Annotated in this window: 13 protein-coding genes and 1 pseudogene; 8 read left to right on the top strand and 6 right to left on the bottom strand. The window is 71.2% G+C overall.

The window, feature by feature from the left end:
* Positions 1 to 11: 11 nt before the first annotated feature.
* The 4 genes from ACIQ7D_RS00310 to ACIQ7D_RS00325 are packed head-to-tail and all read right to left on the bottom strand — an operon-like array spanning position 12 to position 2554.
* The gene (locus tag ACIQ7D_RS00310) at positions 12 to 602 is read right to left on the bottom strand and encodes a GTP-binding protein (protein ID WP_403931659.1); all 591 of its coding nucleotides are present in this window, start codon (positions 600 to 602) and stop codon (positions 12 to 14) included.
* Entirely contained in the window at positions 577 to 957 is a 381-nt protein-coding gene (locus ACIQ7D_RS00315) for a DUF742 domain-containing protein (RefSeq protein WP_403931662.1), read from the bottom strand. The genes ACIQ7D_RS00310 and ACIQ7D_RS00315 overlap by 26 nt, the downstream gene beginning before the upstream one ends.
* Positions 954 to 1364 (bottom strand): roadblock/LC7 domain-containing protein, encoded by a 411-nt coding sequence (locus tag ACIQ7D_RS00320; protein ID WP_403931663.1) that lies wholly within the window; start codon positions 1362 to 1364, stop codon positions 954 to 956. The genes ACIQ7D_RS00315 and ACIQ7D_RS00320 overlap by 4 nt, the downstream gene beginning before the upstream one ends.
* Complete coding sequence (locus ACIQ7D_RS00325; protein WP_403933719.1) at positions 1361 to 2554, bottom strand: ATP-binding protein; 1194 nt, start codon at positions 2552 to 2554, stop codon at positions 1361 to 1363. The genes ACIQ7D_RS00320 and ACIQ7D_RS00325 overlap by 4 nt, the downstream gene beginning before the upstream one ends.
* A gap of 518 nt (positions 2555 to 3072) precedes the next feature.
* On the opposite strand from ACIQ7D_RS00325, the gene ACIQ7D_RS00330 reads away from it, so the two are divergent.
* The 6 genes and pseudogenes from ACIQ7D_RS00330 to ACIQ7D_RS00355 all read left to right on the top strand — a co-directional run bounded on the left by ACIQ7D_RS00330 (position 3073) and on the right by ACIQ7D_RS00355 (position 11242).
* Positions 3073 to 4830: an ABC transporter transmembrane domain-containing protein gene (locus tag ACIQ7D_RS00330; RefSeq protein WP_403931666.1), complete on the top strand. Its 1758-nt coding sequence runs from the start codon at positions 3073 to 3075 to the stop codon at positions 4828 to 4830.
* On the top strand, positions 4827 to 6644 hold the full coding sequence (locus ACIQ7D_RS00335; RefSeq protein WP_403931669.1) for an ABC transporter ATP-binding protein: 1818 nt from the start codon (positions 4827 to 4829) through the stop codon (positions 6642 to 6644). Before ACIQ7D_RS00330 ends, ACIQ7D_RS00335 begins: the two co-directional genes overlap by 4 nt.
* Before the next feature lie 289 nt (positions 6645 to 6933).
* Entirely contained in the window at positions 6934 to 8220 is a 1287-nt protein-coding gene (locus ACIQ7D_RS00340) for an ABC transporter substrate-binding protein (protein ID WP_403931672.1), read from the top strand.
* A gap of 1 nt (position 8221) precedes the next feature.
* On the top strand, positions 8222 to 9241 hold the full coding sequence (locus ACIQ7D_RS00345; RefSeq protein ID WP_403931675.1) for a carbohydrate ABC transporter permease: 1020 nt from the start codon (positions 8222 to 8224) through the stop codon (positions 9239 to 9241).
* The gene (locus ACIQ7D_RS00350) at positions 9231 to 10100 is read left to right on the top strand and encodes a carbohydrate ABC transporter permease (protein ID WP_403931678.1); all 870 of its coding nucleotides are present in this window, start codon (positions 9231 to 9233) and stop codon (positions 10098 to 10100) included. The genes ACIQ7D_RS00345 and ACIQ7D_RS00350 overlap by 11 nt, the downstream gene beginning before the upstream one ends.
* 90 nt (positions 10101 to 10190) lie before the next feature.
* Positions 10191 to 11242: pseudogene (locus ACIQ7D_RS00355) on the top strand (LacI family DNA-binding transcriptional regulator).
* 29 nt (positions 11243 to 11271) lie between these two features.
* Here ACIQ7D_RS00355 and ACIQ7D_RS00360 read toward each other — a convergent pair.
* Together ACIQ7D_RS00360 and ACIQ7D_RS00365 are read right to left on the bottom strand one after the other, a co-directional pair.
* Positions 11272 to 12057: a hypothetical protein gene (locus ACIQ7D_RS00360; protein ID WP_403931680.1), complete on the bottom strand. Its 786-nt coding sequence runs from the start codon at positions 12055 to 12057 to the stop codon at positions 11272 to 11274.
* A 383-nt stretch (positions 12058 to 12440) separates the two neighbouring features.
* Positions 12441 to 14270: a PucR family transcriptional regulator gene (locus tag ACIQ7D_RS00365; protein WP_403931683.1), complete on the bottom strand. Its 1830-nt coding sequence runs from the start codon at positions 14268 to 14270 to the stop codon at positions 12441 to 12443.
* A 393-nt stretch (positions 14271 to 14663) separates the two neighbouring features.
* Between ACIQ7D_RS00365 and ACIQ7D_RS00370 the strand changes: the two genes are divergently transcribed.
* Both ACIQ7D_RS00370 and ACIQ7D_RS00375 read left to right on the top strand, forming a co-directional pair.
* On the top strand, positions 14664 to 15563 hold the full coding sequence (locus ACIQ7D_RS00370; protein WP_403931685.1) for an FAD binding domain-containing protein: 900 nt from the start codon (positions 14664 to 14666) through the stop codon (positions 15561 to 15563).
* A 2-nt stretch (positions 15564 to 15565) separates the two neighbouring features.
* Positions 15566 to 16138, top strand: coding sequence for a (2Fe-2S)-binding protein (locus ACIQ7D_RS00375; protein ID WP_403931687.1), 573 nt, complete (start codon positions 15566 to 15568; stop codon positions 16136 to 16138).
* The last annotated feature ends 1 nt before the right edge of the window (position 16139 follow it).

The following is a 16139-nucleotide window of genomic DNA, read 5'->3' on the forward strand; positions in this document are numbered from 1 at the left end:
CTGCCGAACTCCTAGTTGAGGCGTGACTGAAGGTAACGGACGAGAGTGATCAGGGCGTTCGCCGAGGAACGCTGGTCACGCGCGTCACAGTTGACCAGGGGGGTTTCCGGGAGCAGGTCGAGCGCTTCCCGTATCTCCTGGTCCGCGTGGTTCGGACGGTCGTCGAAACGGTTCACCGCGATCGCGTACGGGATCCCGTAGTGCTCGACGAGGTCCATCACGGGGAAGGACTCCTCCAGACGCTCCGGATCGACCAGGACCAGAGCCCCGAGGGCGCCCCGGGTCATGTCCTCCCACACCTGGACGAAGCGCTGCTGGCCCGGTGTGCCGAACAGGTAGAGGACCAGCCGGTCGCTGAGGGTGAGACGGCCGAAGTCCATCGCCACCGTCGTGGTGGTCTTGCCGGGGGTGCCCTTGAGGTCGTCGATCTCCTCGCCCGCCTGCGTCATCACCTCTTCGGTACGCAGCGGAGGGATCTCGGACATGGTCCCGATGAATGTCGTCTTGCCGACGGCGAAATGCCCGACCACAAGAATCTTCGCCGCGGTCTGTACCGACTCACGTAGATAGACACCGTCATCCAAAACGGGCTTGAAGGCCATTCAGCACCTCCTCAAGTATGTGCCGTTCGACCAGCTTCGCGGGAGGTATGGGGGCACGCGTGACGAGATGCCCCTCCTGCGTGAGATCGGACAGCAGGATTTTCACGACCCCGACGGGAAGCTGGGTGTGTCCGACTATCTCGGCGACGGAGAGATGACCGCCCGAGCACAACTCCAGAAGATCGCGCTTCTCAGGATCGAGATGTTCCGCTCTGGGGGCGTCCTGAGCCGTCGTGACCAGCGTGATCAGTGAGAACTCGTGGTCATCGAGCAGACTGCGGCCGTTGGTGATGACATACGGACGTACTAATTGCGGGGCTTCTGGTTCCTGATCCGGCTCTTCCGGTGTGGTCATGCTTTCGTGTCAGCAATCTCGCGAGGGGGACTGGTCAGGGCTTTGCCGAGCTGGCCGACGAGCTGCTGCATACGGAAGGTGATCTCGGCCATGTCCACCTCCGGTGTTGCCGAGACTCCGAGATAGGCGCCCTCGCCGGCCGAGATGAGGAAGGCCCAGCCGTGGTCGAACTCGACCACGGTCTGACGCCACTGGGCCCGGTTGTTCGGCGGGGTGCCGCAGAAGTCGGCCAGGGTGCGGCTCAGTGACTGCATACCGCTCATCGCGGCGGCGACGGTGTCGGCGTGGTCCTTGCCGACCTCCTTGGACCGGGCCATGAGCAGGCCGTCGGCGGAGACGAGAATCGCGTGACGCGCTTCGGGCACTTCCAGAGCACTGTCAAGCATCCATGACAGATCGTAATTCACTGATTCTCATGCCCTTCGCTGCTGGTGTTGTTGAAACGACGGCCGGATTGTGTTCCGCGCTGGAACGCGCCCATCACGGAAGCCGCCTGCTCACTGTCGCGAGCGGGCGCCTCCTCGTTCTCGGCGGACGGAACGATCGATATCGCGCCTCTGCGACGGCGTTTCGGGAGGCCGCCGAAGGTGGTCGAAGGGGCCGCCGGAGTCTCGTCGGGCGGCATCGGGGAGGACGCGGCCACGGTGGGGAACAACTCCTTGGGCTCGGGCTGGGGCGCGGTACGGGGCGTGGGCTTGCGCTCGGGCTGGGGCGCGGGCCTCGACTCGGGATCCGGCATGGCGGTGAGCAGCTCGTCGGGGAGCAGCACGACCGCGCGCACCCCACCGTAGGGCGAGGTGGAATCCACGGACACGGTGAAGCCGTACCGCGCGGCGAGTACGCCGATCACGGTGAAACCGAACTGCGGCGGATTGCCGAGACCGGAGACACCGGGCGAACGCTCGCTCGACAGAAGCTTCGCCGCCCTGCTCTTCTCCTCCTCGTTCATGCCCACACCGGCGTCGTCGACAATGATGCAGACGCCCTTGGGCACGGGCCGGATATTGATCTCGATGATCGTTTCCGGCGCGGAGTAACTGGTGGCGTTGTCGAGGAGTTCGGCGAGTGTGAGCGCGACGGGCTCCACGGCCCGGCTGACAATGGCGAAGTTGCTCTGGGCCCGGATTTCCACACGGGTGAAGTGGCGAATGCGGCCCTTGGCGCTGCGTACCACGTCGTAGAGCGACGCCGCGGTGCGCTGCCTGCCCAGCCATCCGTCGCAGAGAACGGCGATGGACTGCGCACGCCGGGCGAACTGCGAGTTCATGTGGTCGATGTCGAGGAGGTCCTGGAGAATCTGGAGTTCTCCGTACTTCTCCTGAAGCTTGGTGATCGCGAGCTGCTGCTCGCTCGCCAGACCCTGAAGCGTTCGCATCGCCGACTTCAGCGCGGTCTTGGTGTCCTCTTCCGCCCTGTCCTTGGCTTCTTCGACGGCCTCGGAGTAATGCTCCTCCAGGTTCGCGTAGTGCGCCTTGAGCTCCTGTTTCTCCTTTCTCAGCTCGACGATCGTCCTTCTGCCGCGAATGATCGCGGCCGCGGCGACAGGAGTACCGGCGATCAAACCCCAAACCGCTGGATCCTGGAAGTATTGCGTCATAAGGCTCTCTTCGGGCGAGTGGGCCACCGGGTGCTGAATGTCTGGAGTGTGCGTTGAAATGGGCTCGCGGTCACAGACAGACGGAATAGGCCGCGCACGCTCGCCTGCCGGACTGCCTCGAAAGGCCCGGCTAATGGCATAGTTCTCCCCGGGGTGGCGGATTTCTGGGCCGATGCGCTGACTTTCCTCAATGCCATAGCGGGTTTGGTGCCACTTGGCAAGCTTGGCGATCTTATCACCACGGCATGTGCCTCCGGCCAGGTCGTTCTGTTCTTTTTCTGGCATCTGACGGTAATTCAGCAGCGTTTCCCTTTTGGGGTCGTTGGGCATCGTTACGAGCGCGTCGTGAACCCCTCCGGCGTGGGAGCGTTGCCTGTCCTTGCGGCGAAATCTCCCATTTGCTCCATGGGTGGTCACGTGCCAGAGGCACATTCGTGGTGGCCCCGTGTCGACGAGGTGGGGAGCTCGTGCGGATGCGTGCGACCGTGTGTGACGGAGGTGTCGTTAGGGTGCGGGGAATGACTGACAGGTACAGGGATCCCGGCACACCCGACCGGCGCGGCGCCGCCCGCTATCTGTGGTGGCTGGCGACCAGTCAGCGCGGCCGCGTGGCGGCCGGCGCGTTCTGGGGCAGCGTCTGGATGGTCGGGCTCACCCTGTCGCCGTACCTGCTGTCGCGCGCGATCGACGACGGCCTCGAACCGGGCGACCGGCGCGCGCTGTGGGGCTGGGCCGGGGCGCTGCTCGCGGTCGGGGTGGCCAACGCGCTGGTGGGTATGGCACGCCACCGCACCATGACCCGGGTCCGGATGGACGCCACCTTCCGCACCGTACGCGTCGTGGTCCGCCAGGCGACCAGGCTCGGCGCGACACTGCCGCACCGGATCACGGCCGGAGAGGTCGTCACGATCGGCATCTCCGACGTCCTCACGATGAGCCAGTGCCTGACCGTGACCGGCCCCGGCGTCGGCGCGGTCCTCGCCTACGCCGCGATCGCCGGACTCCTGATGTCCGTGTCACCCGTCCTCGCCGCCGTCGTCCTGCTCGGCGTACCGCTGCTCGCGGTCGCGGTCGGCCCGCTGCTGGGGCGGTTGCAGGGCACGGAGAGCGCCTACCGCGAGCGGCAGGGCGCGCTGGCCGCGCGCTTCACCGACATCGTCGGCGGCCTGCGTGTTCTCGGCGGACTCGGCGGCAAGGACGTGTACGCGGCACGCTACCGCCGCGACTCCGCCCGGCTCAGGGACGAGGGGTACCGGGTCGGGGCGGTGACGAGCTGGATCTCCGCCTTCGGCCTCGGCCTGCCGGTGGTCTTCCTGGCCGCCGTGGTCTGGCTGGCGGCGCGGCTGGCCGCCCGGGGCGAGATCTCGCTCGGCGAACTGGTCGCGGTGTACGGCTACACGGCCGTCCTCGTCGTCCCCGTGGCGTTCTTCATCGAGGCCGGTTACGACCTCAGCCGCGGCCTGGTCTGCGCCCGGCGGGTCGTACGGTTCCTGGACCTGGAACCCGAACACACCGACACCGCGGCGACGGAGGGAGGCGCCGGCGCCCCGGAGCGGGCGCCCGCCTCGCCCGCCGCCCTGCGCGACCCCGCCTCCGGCGTCGAGGTGGCGCCCGGGAGACTCACGGTGCTCGTCGGCGCCCGCCCCTCGGACACCGCCGAGGTCGCCGACCGGCTGGGCCGGTTCACCGCCTCCGACGCGACCTGGGGCGGCGTACGGCTCGACCGGGTCCCGCTCCGCGAGGTCCGCGACCGCGTCCTCGTCGCCGACAACGAGGCCGACCTCTTCGCGGGCACCCTGCGCGACGCCGTCGAGGGCCGCTGGAGCCGCGAGGACGAGGCCGTCGAGGCCGCCGTCACCGCCGCGGCGGCCCAGGACATCGTCCTCGGCCTGCCGGAGGGACTCGGCTCGGACCTCCTCGGCCAGGGCCGCAACCTCTCCGGCGGCCAGCGCCAGCGCATACGGCTGGCACGGGCGCTGCTCGCCGACCCCGAGGTCCTGATCGCCGTGGAACCCACCTCGGCCGTCGACGCCCACACCGAAGCGGCCCTCGCCGCCGGAGTACGCGCCACCCGCTCGGGTCGCACCACCCTGGTCACCAGCACCTCGCCGCTGATGCTGGAACACGCGGACACCGTCCACTACCTGGTCGACGGCCGTACGGAAGCGGTCGGCACCCACCGGGAACTGCTCGCCGGACACCCGGGCTACCGCGCCCTCGTGTCACGCGGCACGGACGACGACGAGCCGGACCGGTACGAGGAGGCCGTGCGATGACCGTACCCGGGACGAGCACGACGAGCGGGCTGCCGGTCGCCGGTCCCCGGCAGGTACGCCGCGCCGCGCTCGGGCTGCTGCGCCAGGACGGACGCGCCTTCGCCGCCGCGATCGGCCTCAACGCCCTGGCGGCGGCGGCCGGGCTCGCCGGGCCCTGGCTGCTCGGCCGTATCGTCAACGCCGTCAGGGCCGGCGAGGGCGTGGCCACCGTCGACCGGTACGCGCTGATCCTCCTGGTCTGCGCGCTCGCACAGCTCCTGCTGGCGCGCTACGCCCGCTTCGTCGGACACCGCTTCGGCGAGCGGACCTCGGCCCGGATCCGCGAACAGTTCGTCGACCGGGCGCTCGGACTGCCCGCCTCGGTGGTGGAGCGCGCGGGCACCGGAGACCTGACGGCCCGTGGCACCGCCGATGTCACCCTCGTCGGCACCACCCTGCGCGACGCGGGCCCGGACATCTTCATCGCCGGGCTCCAGGTGCTGTTCATCCTGGGCGCGGTCGTCGTCCTGGCTCCGCCGCTCGGCGCCTGCGCCCTGCTCGGCCTGGTCCCCATCGTGTGCGCCACCCGCTGGTACCTGCGGCGCGCGCGCACCGCGTACCTGGCCGAGGGCGAGGCCAACTCGGCCCTGGCGGAGATCCTTTCGGCGACCGCGACCGGCGCGCGTACGGTCGAGGCGTTCGGACTCCAGCGGCGCCGCCTCGACGCCTGCGAGGAGGCCGTCGGCCGGTGCGGGCGCACCCGAACCAGGACCCTGTTCCTGCGCAGTGTCCTCTTCCCGTCGATCGACGCCTCGTACATCGTCCCGGTCGTGGCCGTGCTGCTGGCCGGCGGCGCACTGCACGACCGGGGCGCGGTGAGCCTCGGGGCCGTCGTCGCCTGCGCGCTGTACATGCGCCAGCTCGACCAGCCGCTCGACGAGATCCTGCGGTGGGTGGAGCAGATGCAGAGCAGCGGGGCGTCGTTCGCCCGGGTGGAGGGGCTGGGGACGGCCCCGGCGGAGAAGGGCGGGCCCGAGGGCGGCGGTCGTCCGGGGGACCACCGCGCCGAGGCCCGCGCCCCGCGGCCCCGGGTCCCGGCGGACGACCGGATCGAGGTCGCCGGAGTGCGGTACGCGTACGACGGCGGGCGCGATGTGCTGCGCGGGGTCGATCTGACCGTACGACCCGGTGAGCGGCTGGCCGTCGTCGGCCCGTCGGGCGCCGGCAAGTCCACCCTCGGCAGGCTGCTCGCGGGCATCGACACGCCACGCGAGGGGTCGGTGACCGTGGGGCGGGTACCGATCGCCGCGCTCGGCCCCGAGGAACTGCGCCGGCAGGTGGTCCTGGTCACCCAGGAGCACCATGTCTTCCTCGACAGCGTCCGGGACAATCTGCTGATCGCCGCGCCCACGGCCACGGACCCGCAGATCCGCGTCGCCCTCGCGGCGGTCGGCGCCGACTGGGTCGATGAACTCCCCGACGGCCTGGACACCCGGCCGGGCCCGGGCGAGACCTTCCTCGACGGTGCACGCGCACAGCAACTGGCCCTGGCGCGCGTGGTGTTGGCCGATCCGCATACATTGATCCTGGACGAGGCCACCGCACTCCTCGACCCGGCGACCGCGCGCCACGCGGAACGCGCGCTGGCGGCGGTCCTCGACGGCCGTACGGTCATCGCCATCGCCCACCGGCTCCAGACGGCACGCGACGCCGACCGGGTGGCCGTACTGGACGACGGCCGCCTCACCGAGCTGGGCACGCACGACGACCTGGTGGCCCGGGGCGGCGCGTACGCGGAGCTGTGGCGCTCGTGGCACGGGGATCCCCCCGGGTAGCGGCGGGCGCGGTGCCCGCGTGCGGCCCGCCGCGATGACGATCACATAGGTGCCGCACGTCCCTTGACAGTGGTTTTCGGCCGCGCCGATACTCAACGGCAACGTTCACGTGAACGTTCACGGTCCCCGAAAACGCTGTCGGCCAGAGCCCAGGAACCATCGCCGACAACGTTGTCAAGGTGGGCAGAACCGTCCACGGATCCCTCCCCCCGTCAGCGGGCAGATTCGGCGCCATGCCCTGGCCGAGTCGTGTCCGGAAAGCGAGTGCGAGCGCATGGAACACCGAACGATGTCCCGCAGGCGTCTGCTGGGCGCCTCCCTGGGGGGCGCGGGCGCCGCCCTGCTGGGCCTGTCGGGATGCGGGGCGGGCAGCGGCTCGGCCTCCGCGGGCACCGACCACCTCAGCATCTGGTACTGGAACGGAGCGCTGAGCGAGAAGCTGCTCGCCGCCTCCGCGCGAGCGGTACCCGGGGTGGCCGGGCTGAAGGTGAAGGGCGCGCCGATCGCCGGCGACTACAAGTCCAAGCTGCGCACCAGCATGGCGGCCCAGGCGTACGTACCGGACCTGGCCTGCGTGAACTCCGGCGTCTCGGAGTTCTTCCCGGACGAGGAGGAGTTCCTCGACCTGCGGGACCTCGGCGCGTCGGCCGTCGAGGACCAGTACCTGGAATGGAAGTGGAAGAGCGGCACCAGCCCGTCCGGCCGGCTGATCGGCTTCCCGCTCGACGCGGGCCCCACGGCGCTCTTCTACCGCCCGGACCTCTTCGCGAAGGCCGGACTGCCCACCGAGCCGGAGGAGGTCGCCGAATCCACCTCCACCTGGGAGAAGTACCTCTCGGCCGGCCGGACCCTCAAGGCCAAAGCGCCCGGCAGGCCCTTCCTGGTCTCCCAGATCAGCTACATCTTCCGGATGGTCCTGTACCAGAGCCCGCGCCAGTTCGTCGACGCGGACGACCGCTTCATCGGTGACCAGGAGCACGTCAAACACGCCTGGGACGTGGCCGTGGAGGCCCACCGGCAGGGGCTCAGCGCCGGGTTCCAGGACAACCAGCCCGACTACAACGCCGCGGTGAGCGGCGGCCGGGTCGCCACGCTGCTCAACGCGGTGTGGGGCATCAACGGCCTCAAGAACGTGGCGCCGAAGACCTCCGGCTCCTGGCGGCTCACCGCGATGCCGGCCGGGCCGACCAACTACGGCGGCTCGTACGTGGGCATCACCCGCTTCTGCCGCGACCCGGAAGGGGCGTTCGCCTTCCTGAAGTGGATGTTCGGTCCGGAGAACCAGTTGAAGAGCTATCAGGAGATGGCGCTCTTCCCCACCACCCCGGCCGTCTACACCACGTCCCAGATGCGCCGGCCCGACCCCTTCTTCGGCGGCCAGATCCCCGTCGACGTCTTCGGCCCGGCCGCCGAGAAGGCCCCGGTCACCTACTCCAGCCCCTACGAGGCGACCGCCAACACCCCTGTCTTCCAGGAGCTGACCAACGTGGAAACGCTCGGCAAGAACCCCGACCGGGCCTGGCGGGACGCCATGAACGCCGCCGAGACCGCCCTGTCCCAGCGGGGGGTGAGCTGACATGGCGACCGTGACGGAACAGGGCCGGCCCCCGGCGGCCGACCGCGGCAGGGCGACCGGCGGCCGACGGGAACGCGCCGGAGGCCCGCGCGGCCGGTGGCGGCGCCATCTGCCCTCGTACCTCGCCATCTCCCCGTACTACCTGCTCTTCGCCGTCTTCGGCGCCTTCCCGGTGTTCTTCTCGCTCTACCTCTCCTTCCAGGACTGGGACGGCATCGGTGACATGCGCTTCGTGGGGCTCCAGCAGTACTACTGGCTGCTCCACGACCCGGTGTTCTGGCACTCGATCCTCAACACCTTCGAGATCTGGTTCCTCTCCACGGTGCCGATGCTGTTCCTGTCCCTGGGGCTCGCCTTCCTGCTCCACTCGCAGGTGCGTTTCTCCGCCACGTACCGGGTCGCCTACTTCATCCCCAACGTCACCTCGATGGTCGCCATGACCATCGTCTTCGGTTCGGTCTTCGCGCAGACCGGCCTGGCCAACTCGCTGCTCAAGGGGATCGGGCTGGACGGTGTCGGCTGGCTCAGCTCCTCCCTCGGCATCAAGTCGGCGCTCTCCATCATGATCATCTGGCGGTGGGTCGGCTACAACGCCCTGATCTTCCTGGCCGGTCTCCAGGCCATCCCCACCGAACTCTTCGAGGCCGCCCGGGTCGACGGCGCGAACAGCCGCCAGCTCCTCTTCCGGGTCGTGGTCCCGCAGTTGCGGCCGGTGATCCTCTTCGCCGTCATCACGTCCACCATCAACGGCCTGCAGATCTTCACCGAGCCCCAGGTGCTCTTCTACTCGGACGACCCGGGATCCACCGGCGGTCCCGGCCAGGAAGGTATGACCATCGTGCTCTATCTGTGGCAGAGGTCCTTCAACGACCTCCAGTTCGGTTACGGCGCCGCGATGGGCTGGCTCCTGTTCGCGATCATCGCGCTCTTCGCGATCATCAACTGGCGGCTGGTGTCCGGCTCCGACCGCGACGACCGCCGCGGGATCAGCCCCCGCAAGGGGGCCCGCGATGGCCGCTGAACGTACGGACTCGCACGCCGGACTCACCATCGGCGCCGGCAGCAGGGCGGCCCGGATCTGGGTCAGGGTGGTGCTGCTCCTCGGGGTGCTCGTCTCGATGTTCCCCTTCTACTGGCTGGTGGTGATGGCCTCCGTCACCACCCAGGACATCCTGAGCTACCCGCCCAGGCTGGTGCCGGGCACCCAACTGCTGCACAACATGCAGGAGGTGATCCACCGCATCGACTTCTTCACCTCGCTGTTCAACACCGTCGTGGTCGCGGTGACCGGCACGGTGCTGGTGCTGTTCTTCGACTCCCTGGCCGCCTTCGCCTTCGCCAAGTACGACTTCCCGGCCAAGAAACTCCTCTTCGGCGCGCTGATGGCGACGTACATGATCCCCGCGCAGCTCTCGCTGGTGCCGCAGTTCGTCACCATGGCCGAGTTCGGGTGGGCCGGCACACTGAAGGCGCTGATCATCCCCGGCGCCGCCAACGCCTTCGGCATCTTCTGGATGCGGCAGTACGCGCAGAACTCGCTGCCCGACGAACTCCTCGACGCCGGACGGATCGACGGGGCCGGCTTCTTCCGGCTGTACGCGCAGATCGCGCTGCCGCTCTTCCGGCCCGCGCTGGCCTTCCTCGGCATCTTCACCTTCATCCAGATCTGGAACGACTACATCTGGCCGCTGGTCGTCCTGGTCAACCCCGACCGGCTCACCCTCCAGGTCGCCCTCGCCAACCTCAACGTCGCCTACAACACCGACTACGCGGTGGTGATGGCCGGGGCGCTGATGAGCGTCGTCCCGCTGATCGTCGTCTTCCTGATCGGTGCGCGGCACTTCCTGAGGGACCTCGCCGCCGGAGCCACCAAGATGTGACCGCGCGCGGAACCGGCCGACGGCGACCGGGACATGACCGGTTCGGCCCGTACGGGCCGCCCGGTTCCGGCGCCGTCGTCACCGGCTACAGTGCACAGCGCGTGGGCCGACTACCAGCAACGGGAGCCACGATCGACGAGCCTGAGGGCCCGCACCACCGGGCCACCATCCACGATGTCGCGCGACTGGCCGGGGTGTCACGCCAGACCGTCTCCCGGGCGGTCAACAACAAGGGGGAGATCGACCCGGCCACGAAGGCACGGGTGCTGGAGACCGCGCGCCTGCTGGACTACCGGCCGAGCCGGTTCGCACGGGGCCTGGTCCGCAAGGGGGCGGTGACGGCGGGCCTGGTGATCCCCGACCTGATGAACCCCTTCTTCCCCGAGGTGGCCGCCGGTGTGCTGGAGGCGGCCGAGCAGCGCGGCTGGCAGGTCGTGGTGTGGGACTCGCGCACCGACAACGCCAGGGAGCGGGAGGCCCTCGACGTGCTGTCCCATCAGGCGGACGCGGTCGTGGGCTACTTCAAGAACGAGGACGACATCCTCGCCCGGCACCTCGGCGGCGTACCGCTCGTCCTGCTGGAACGCGGCCCGCAGCAGACCCGGTTCGCCGCCGTGGGCATCGACGCGGCGGCGGGGCTGGAACAGGGCATCGCCCATCTGGTCCGTACGGGACACCGCAGGATCGGCATGCTGGACGGTGACCGCCCGGACGCCCCCGGCCCCCGCAGGGAGGCGTTCCTGACGCAGGTGCGCCGGCACGGGCTGCCCGTCGACGAGAGCTGGGTCGTACGCTGCCCCGACCACAGCGTCGCGGGCGGCGAGGCCGGGCTGGAACGGCTGCTGGGGATACGGCCCGAGGCCACCGCGGTCTTCGGCTTCAACGATCTGATCGCCGTCGGGGCGATACGCGCCGCCCGGCGCCACGGCCGGCGGGTACCGGACGACCTGGCCGTCATGGGCTTCGACGGGCTCTCCCTGGGCGAACTGGTCGAGCCCGCCCTGACCACCCTGGACCTCGACAAGCGGCAGCTCGGACGGCTGGCCGTCGAACAGGTGGCCAGGCTCCGCGCCGGCCAGGAACCCCTGAGCGGCGCGGACGCGTGGGTACGCCCCGAACTGGTGGTACGGGCCTCCGCCTAGGCCATGCCCGGCAGCGCCTCCGGGCCCGCTCAGACCACCGGTGCCGGAGGCGTCGGTGTGAGCTGGTCCGCCAGCCAGGTGGGGACGCCGCCCAGAAGGCGGAAGAGGCGGCCCGCCTCGGCGCGCAGCCGGGTGGCCTCCGGTTCGGGCTCCGCGTCGGCGAGGGCCGCCAGGGCCGGGGCCGTGCCCACCAGGTAGCCCAACTCCTCCCGGATACGGAGCGATTCACCGAAGCCGTGCCGCGCCTCGGCCAACTCACCGTCCCGCAGGGCCAGTCCGGCGAGATGGCGCCAGGTGAAGGAGAGCAGCAGCGTCTGTCCGTGCGCCGTCGCCGCGGCGTGCGCGCGGCGGTACGCGGCGCGCGCCGACTGGGGGGAGTCCGCGAGGTGTTCGGCGACCAGCCCGCGCCGGAAGTCCAGCAGGGCCCGGCCCGACGCCGTCGGGTCCAGCAGCGCCGCCGCCCGCCCCAGGGCCGAACGCGCCTCGTCCGCGCGGTCCCGCACCCCGAGGACGGTCGACGCGTAGGCGAGATGGCCGCGCTCGCACGCGGCGGCGCCCCGCTCGCGGTCCTCGCGGGCCGTGGCCTCCGCCGCGCGCAGCGCGTCCTCGGCCTCCGGCCAGCCGTCCCCGGTGAACAGGCAGCGCTCCACGAGCAGCGCGGCCCGCTGGAGCGCGGGGCCGGGGGAGTCGGCGTGGGGCGTCAGCAGGGCCGCCGCGTCGCTCCAGCAACCACGCGAGCGCAGCCGCCATACCGCGGTCTGGAGTGGGTCGTCACCAGCGGTGCTCGCGGAACCAGACATGGCGGTATACGCCACATTGCCCTCCCCTAGCGCGCCATTGTGCTGTGAGTGTGGACGCATCTCAGCATGGATCAGCACGCCGGGCCAATAGGTCAGGTGAAAGAATTCACAATCACCCGGGCGTCAGTGGTGGCGGGAAAGGCGCGCGGCCGGGGCCCCGGGCCCTGGGTTCCGGTCCGGCCGTACGCCCCCGGCCCAGCGGCCGGCACGGCTGCCACCTGGGGCGATCACCCCGTTCCACGGTGCGCCCGGCGACCGCCGGACACCGCGGCCCGGCCTCCGCTTCCGCCGGGCCCGACGGCTGAACTCTCCCTGGCCGTTCAGGGTGACGGCGGTCAACCGGATGCGACAGCGGGCACGGGCCATGTGGCGCGCGGAGGGCAGGGGCCGGGCGCGCCTCAGGTCATGCGCAACGCCAGGAAGAAGTCCAGCTTGTCCTCCAGGCGCGACAGGTCACGGCCCGTCAGTTGTTCGATCCGGCCCACCCGGTACCGCAGCGTGTTCACATGCAGATGCAGGCGCGCCGCGCAGCGCGTCCAGGAGCCGTCGCAGTCGAGAAACGCCTCCAGCGTGGCGATCAGCTCGGCGCGGTGGCGGCGGTCGTAGTCGCGCAGCGGGTCCAGCAGCCGCGCGGTGAAGGCCCGGCGCACGTCGTCGGGGACGAACGGCAGCAGCAGGACGTGCGAGGCCAGTTCGTGATGGCCCGCCGCGCTGACCCGGCCCGGCCGGGCCGCCGCCACGCGTCGGGCGTGCCGGGCCTCCTCCAGGGCGCCCCGCAGCCCCTCGGCCGAGTGCACCGCGGCGCTCACCCCGAGCGTCAGCCGGCCGCCGTCACCGAGCCCCGCGGCGAGCGGGGCCCGTACGGCGGCCAGCAGCGTGTCCGCGTGCAGCCGGGGATCCTCCGCCTCCGGACCGGCCGCCTCTGGGCGGGCTGCCTCCGGACCGGCCGCCGCCTCCGCGTCGTTCGGAGCCGCCCCCTGCGCCGGTGACGGCGGACGCGCGCCCTCCTCCGGCGTCGCCAGCGGTACCAGCGCGATCGCCTCGTCACCCATGTGGCCCACAGCGATACGGTCCGCCGAGTCGGCCCCCGCAGGCCCGCCCGCCGGGCTCGCCGCACCGGCCGCCCCCACCAGGATCTCCTCCAGCAGCGACCGCACCACCGCGGCGCCCGACACATCGTCCGCGCCGCCTCCAGCCGTCCCGCCGCCCCCGGCGGTCCCGCCCTCCCCGGCGCCGTCCTCCGTCCACGCGATCCGCGCCACGACGACCTGCCAGTGCGGCGCCGTACCGCTCAGCCCCGGCAGCAGGAGCGGCGCGGCCACCCGCAGCCGGGCGGCGATCTCCGCCGGGGCCGCGCCCGCCTGGACCAGCTCCAGCACCTCCTGGGCGAGCCGGCGCCGTACCGTACGGGCCGTGTCCCGCCGCTCGCGCTCGACCGCGATGAGCTGGGTGACGCCCTGGAGCAGATCGAGCCGGGCCTCCGGCCAGTCGCCCGCGTCCGCCTCGACCGCGAGCAGCCAGTCGGCCAGCGCCGCCCCGCGCGCCCCGGCCTCGCCCCGGCCCTGCGGACGGACCGGGAAGAGGGAGTACGCCGTACCGTCGACGGCCGTACGGTACGGACTCCGCAGGCCCGCGCGCACCGCGGAGAGATGGTCGCCGGCGAGCGCGGCGGCCCGCGCCACGGGCAGCGGCGCGCCCGCCCCCGCGATCTGCCGGCCGGTGGGGGAGAGCACCCAGGCGCGCAGATCGAGGTCCGAGCCGAGGAGGTCGAGGACCACCTCGGGGCCGCCGCCCGCCGGCCCCGAGGTCATCAGCCTGCGGTGCCGGTCGACGACCGCCGCCAGATCACCGGCGCGCTCCCCGGAGACCTGGCGGACCACATGCTCGGTGATGGTGGCGAACGCGACCTTCTCGTGCACCGCGAAGAGCGGCAGCCGGTGGCGGGCGCAGGCCTCGACCAGATCGGCGGGGATGTCGCCCAGCTCCGCCTCGCCCGCCGCGAGCCCGGCGACCCCGGCGCCCGCGAGGATACGGACGAACGGCTCCGAGTCCTCGGCCGCCCGACGCCAGGCGAGGCCGCTGAGGACCAGCTCGCCGCCCGAGAGATAACGGCTCGGATCGCGCAGGTCGGTGGTCATCACCCCGCGTACGGCCCGGTTCAGCTCGTCCTCGCCGCCGAGCAGCCGCAGCCCCAGCGCATCGGTCTCCAGCAGTGCGCGCAGCCGCATCGTGTCGCCGCCGATCTCTTTCCTCGTCCGCCGCCCAGGGGGCCGCTCCCGGAGCTGCCACCCCGACGGAAGTGTCTTACGTTTCGATGGGAAGACCCTTCGGTTACCTGTACCCCATCATTCGTTCGAATCTACAAGACTGAGTGGCGGACCAGCCAACTCCTTCATGGTTTCGGTGACTGCACCGGGTGCGACGGCGGCTTGTGTACTGGTGGGAGGCCGTACGGAGCTTCAGCCGCTCACGTGCCGCTCATGTGCCGCCCGCGTCACCCTGTGCCACTCATCCGTCATCCCTGTGCGAGGACCGGCCGCCCCGGCTCCGTCCCCGGCCCCGCCCCCAGCCGGTCCCGGCCCCGGCGACCACGATCGCGACGATCGGGAAGAGAGCCGTTCATGGACTTCCTTCGCCCCGGAAGCTGGGAGGAGGCGCTCGCCGCCAAGGCCGAGCACCCCGGCGCCGTCCCCATAGCGGGCGGCACCGACATCATGGTCGAGATCAACTTCGACCACCGGCGACCGGACCAGCTCCTGGACCTGAACCGGATCGACGCACTGCGCGACTGGGAGGTCGGCGCCGACGAGGTCGCGCTGGGCGCCTCCGTCCCGTACACGCACATCATGGAGCATCTGCGCGCCGAGCTGCCCGGCCTCGCGCTCGCCTCGCACACCGTCGCCTCCCCGCAGATCCGCAACCGCGGCGGCGTCGGCGGCAACCTCGGCACCGCCTCCCCGGCGGGCGACGCGCACCCGGCGCTGCTGGCGGCGGGCGCCGAGGTGGAGGCGGAGTCCGTACGCGGCTCCCGGCGCATCCCGATCGACGCCTTCTACACCGGGGTGAAGCGCAACGCGCTCGCGCCCGACGAACTCATCAGGGCCGTCCACATCAAGAAGGCCGACGGGCCGCAGCAGTACTCCAAGGTCGGCACGCGCAACGCGATGGTCATCGCCGTCTGCGCCTTCGGACTGGCGCTGCACCCGAAGACCCGTACGGTCGGAACGGGCATCGGCTCCGCCGCGCCCACCCCCGTCAGGGCCCGCGACGCCGAACTCTTCCTGAACGCGGCGCTCGACGAGGGCGGCTTCTGGGACAGCGGAAAGGCCATCACACCGTCGGTGGCGAAGCAGTTCGCCGACCTCGCCGCGGCGGCCTGCGACCCGATCGACGACGTCCGAGGCACCGCCGCGTACCGGCGGCGCGCGGTCGGCGTCCTGGCCCGCCGCCAGCTCGGCTGGGTCTGGGAACGGTACCGGGCCTCCGGCCACGGCCCCGGCGGACTCGAAGGAGCTGCGTGACCATGCGTGTCCAATTCACGGTCAACGGGCGCGAACAGACGGCGGACGACGTCTGGGAGGGCGAGAGCCTGCTCTACGTGCTGCGCGAACGGATGGGCCTGCCGGGCTCCAAGAACGCCTGTGAACAGGGTGAATGCGGTTCTTGTACGGTACGGCTCGACGGCGTCCCGGTCTGCGCCTGCCTGGTGGCGGCCGGGCAGGCCGAGGGGCGGGACATCCTCACCGTCGAGGGCCTGGCGGACCACGCCAGGGCACGCTCCGGCGCCGACAAGACATCCGGGGCCAACCTTGACGGGACCTCCGGATCCGGCGTCGACGAGACGCCCGGATCCGGCGAACTCTCTCCCGTCCAGCGGGCGTTCGTCGACGCGGGCGCGGTTCAGTGCGGCTTCTGCACCCCCGGCCTGCTGGTCGCCGCCGACGAGATGCTGGAGCGCAACCCCTCCCCGAGCGACGGGGACATCAGAGAAGCCCTCTCCGGCAATCTCTGCCGCTGCACGGGGTACGAGAAGATCCTGGACGCGGTCCGCCTCGCGGCCGCCCGGCAGGCCGCCCGCCAGGACGAGGCGGTGTGAA

It is taken from the genome of Streptomyces sp. NPDC096310 (assembly GCF_044763125.1).
GTDB lineage: Bacteria > Actinomycetota > Actinomycetes > Streptomycetales > Streptomycetaceae > Streptomyces.

Excerpts from the sequence above, each read along its gene's own strand:
- ACIQ7D_RS00310 (WP_403931659.1), bottom strand. The coding sequence starts at position 602 with ATGGCCTTCAAGCCCGTTTTGGATGACGGTGTCTATCTACGTGAGTCG.
- ACIQ7D_RS00315 (WP_403931662.1), bottom strand. The coding sequence starts at position 957 with ATGACCACACCGGAAGAGCCGGATCAGGAACCAGAAGCCCCGCAATTA.
- ACIQ7D_RS00325 (WP_403933719.1), bottom strand. The coding sequence starts at position 2,554 with ATGACGCAATACTTCCAGGATCCAGCGGTTTGGGGTTTGATCGCCGGT.
- ACIQ7D_RS00330 (WP_403931666.1), top strand. The coding sequence starts at position 3,073 with ATGACTGACAGGTACAGGGATCCCGGCACACCCGACCGGCGCGGCGCC.
- ACIQ7D_RS00335 (WP_403931669.1), top strand. The coding sequence starts at position 4,827 with ATGACCGTACCCGGGACGAGCACGACGAGCGGGCTGCCGGTCGCCGGT.
- ACIQ7D_RS00340 (WP_403931672.1), top strand. The coding sequence starts at position 6,934 with ATGTCCCGCAGGCGTCTGCTGGGCGCCTCCCTGGGGGGCGCGGGCGCC.
- ACIQ7D_RS00345 (WP_403931675.1), top strand. The coding sequence starts at position 8,222 with ATGGCGACCGTGACGGAACAGGGCCGGCCCCCGGCGGCCGACCGCGGC.
- ACIQ7D_RS00350 (WP_403931678.1), top strand. The coding sequence starts at position 9,231 with ATGGCCGCTGAACGTACGGACTCGCACGCCGGACTCACCATCGGCGCC.
- ACIQ7D_RS00365 (WP_403931683.1), bottom strand. The coding sequence starts at position 14,270 with ATGCGGCTGCGCGCACTGCTGGAGACCGATGCGCTGGGGCTGCGGCTG.
- ACIQ7D_RS00370 (WP_403931685.1), top strand. The coding sequence starts at position 14,664 with ATGGACTTCCTTCGCCCCGGAAGCTGGGAGGAGGCGCTCGCCGCCAAG.
- ACIQ7D_RS00375 (WP_403931687.1), top strand. The coding sequence starts at position 15,566 with ATGCGTGTCCAATTCACGGTCAACGGGCGCGAACAGACGGCGGACGAC.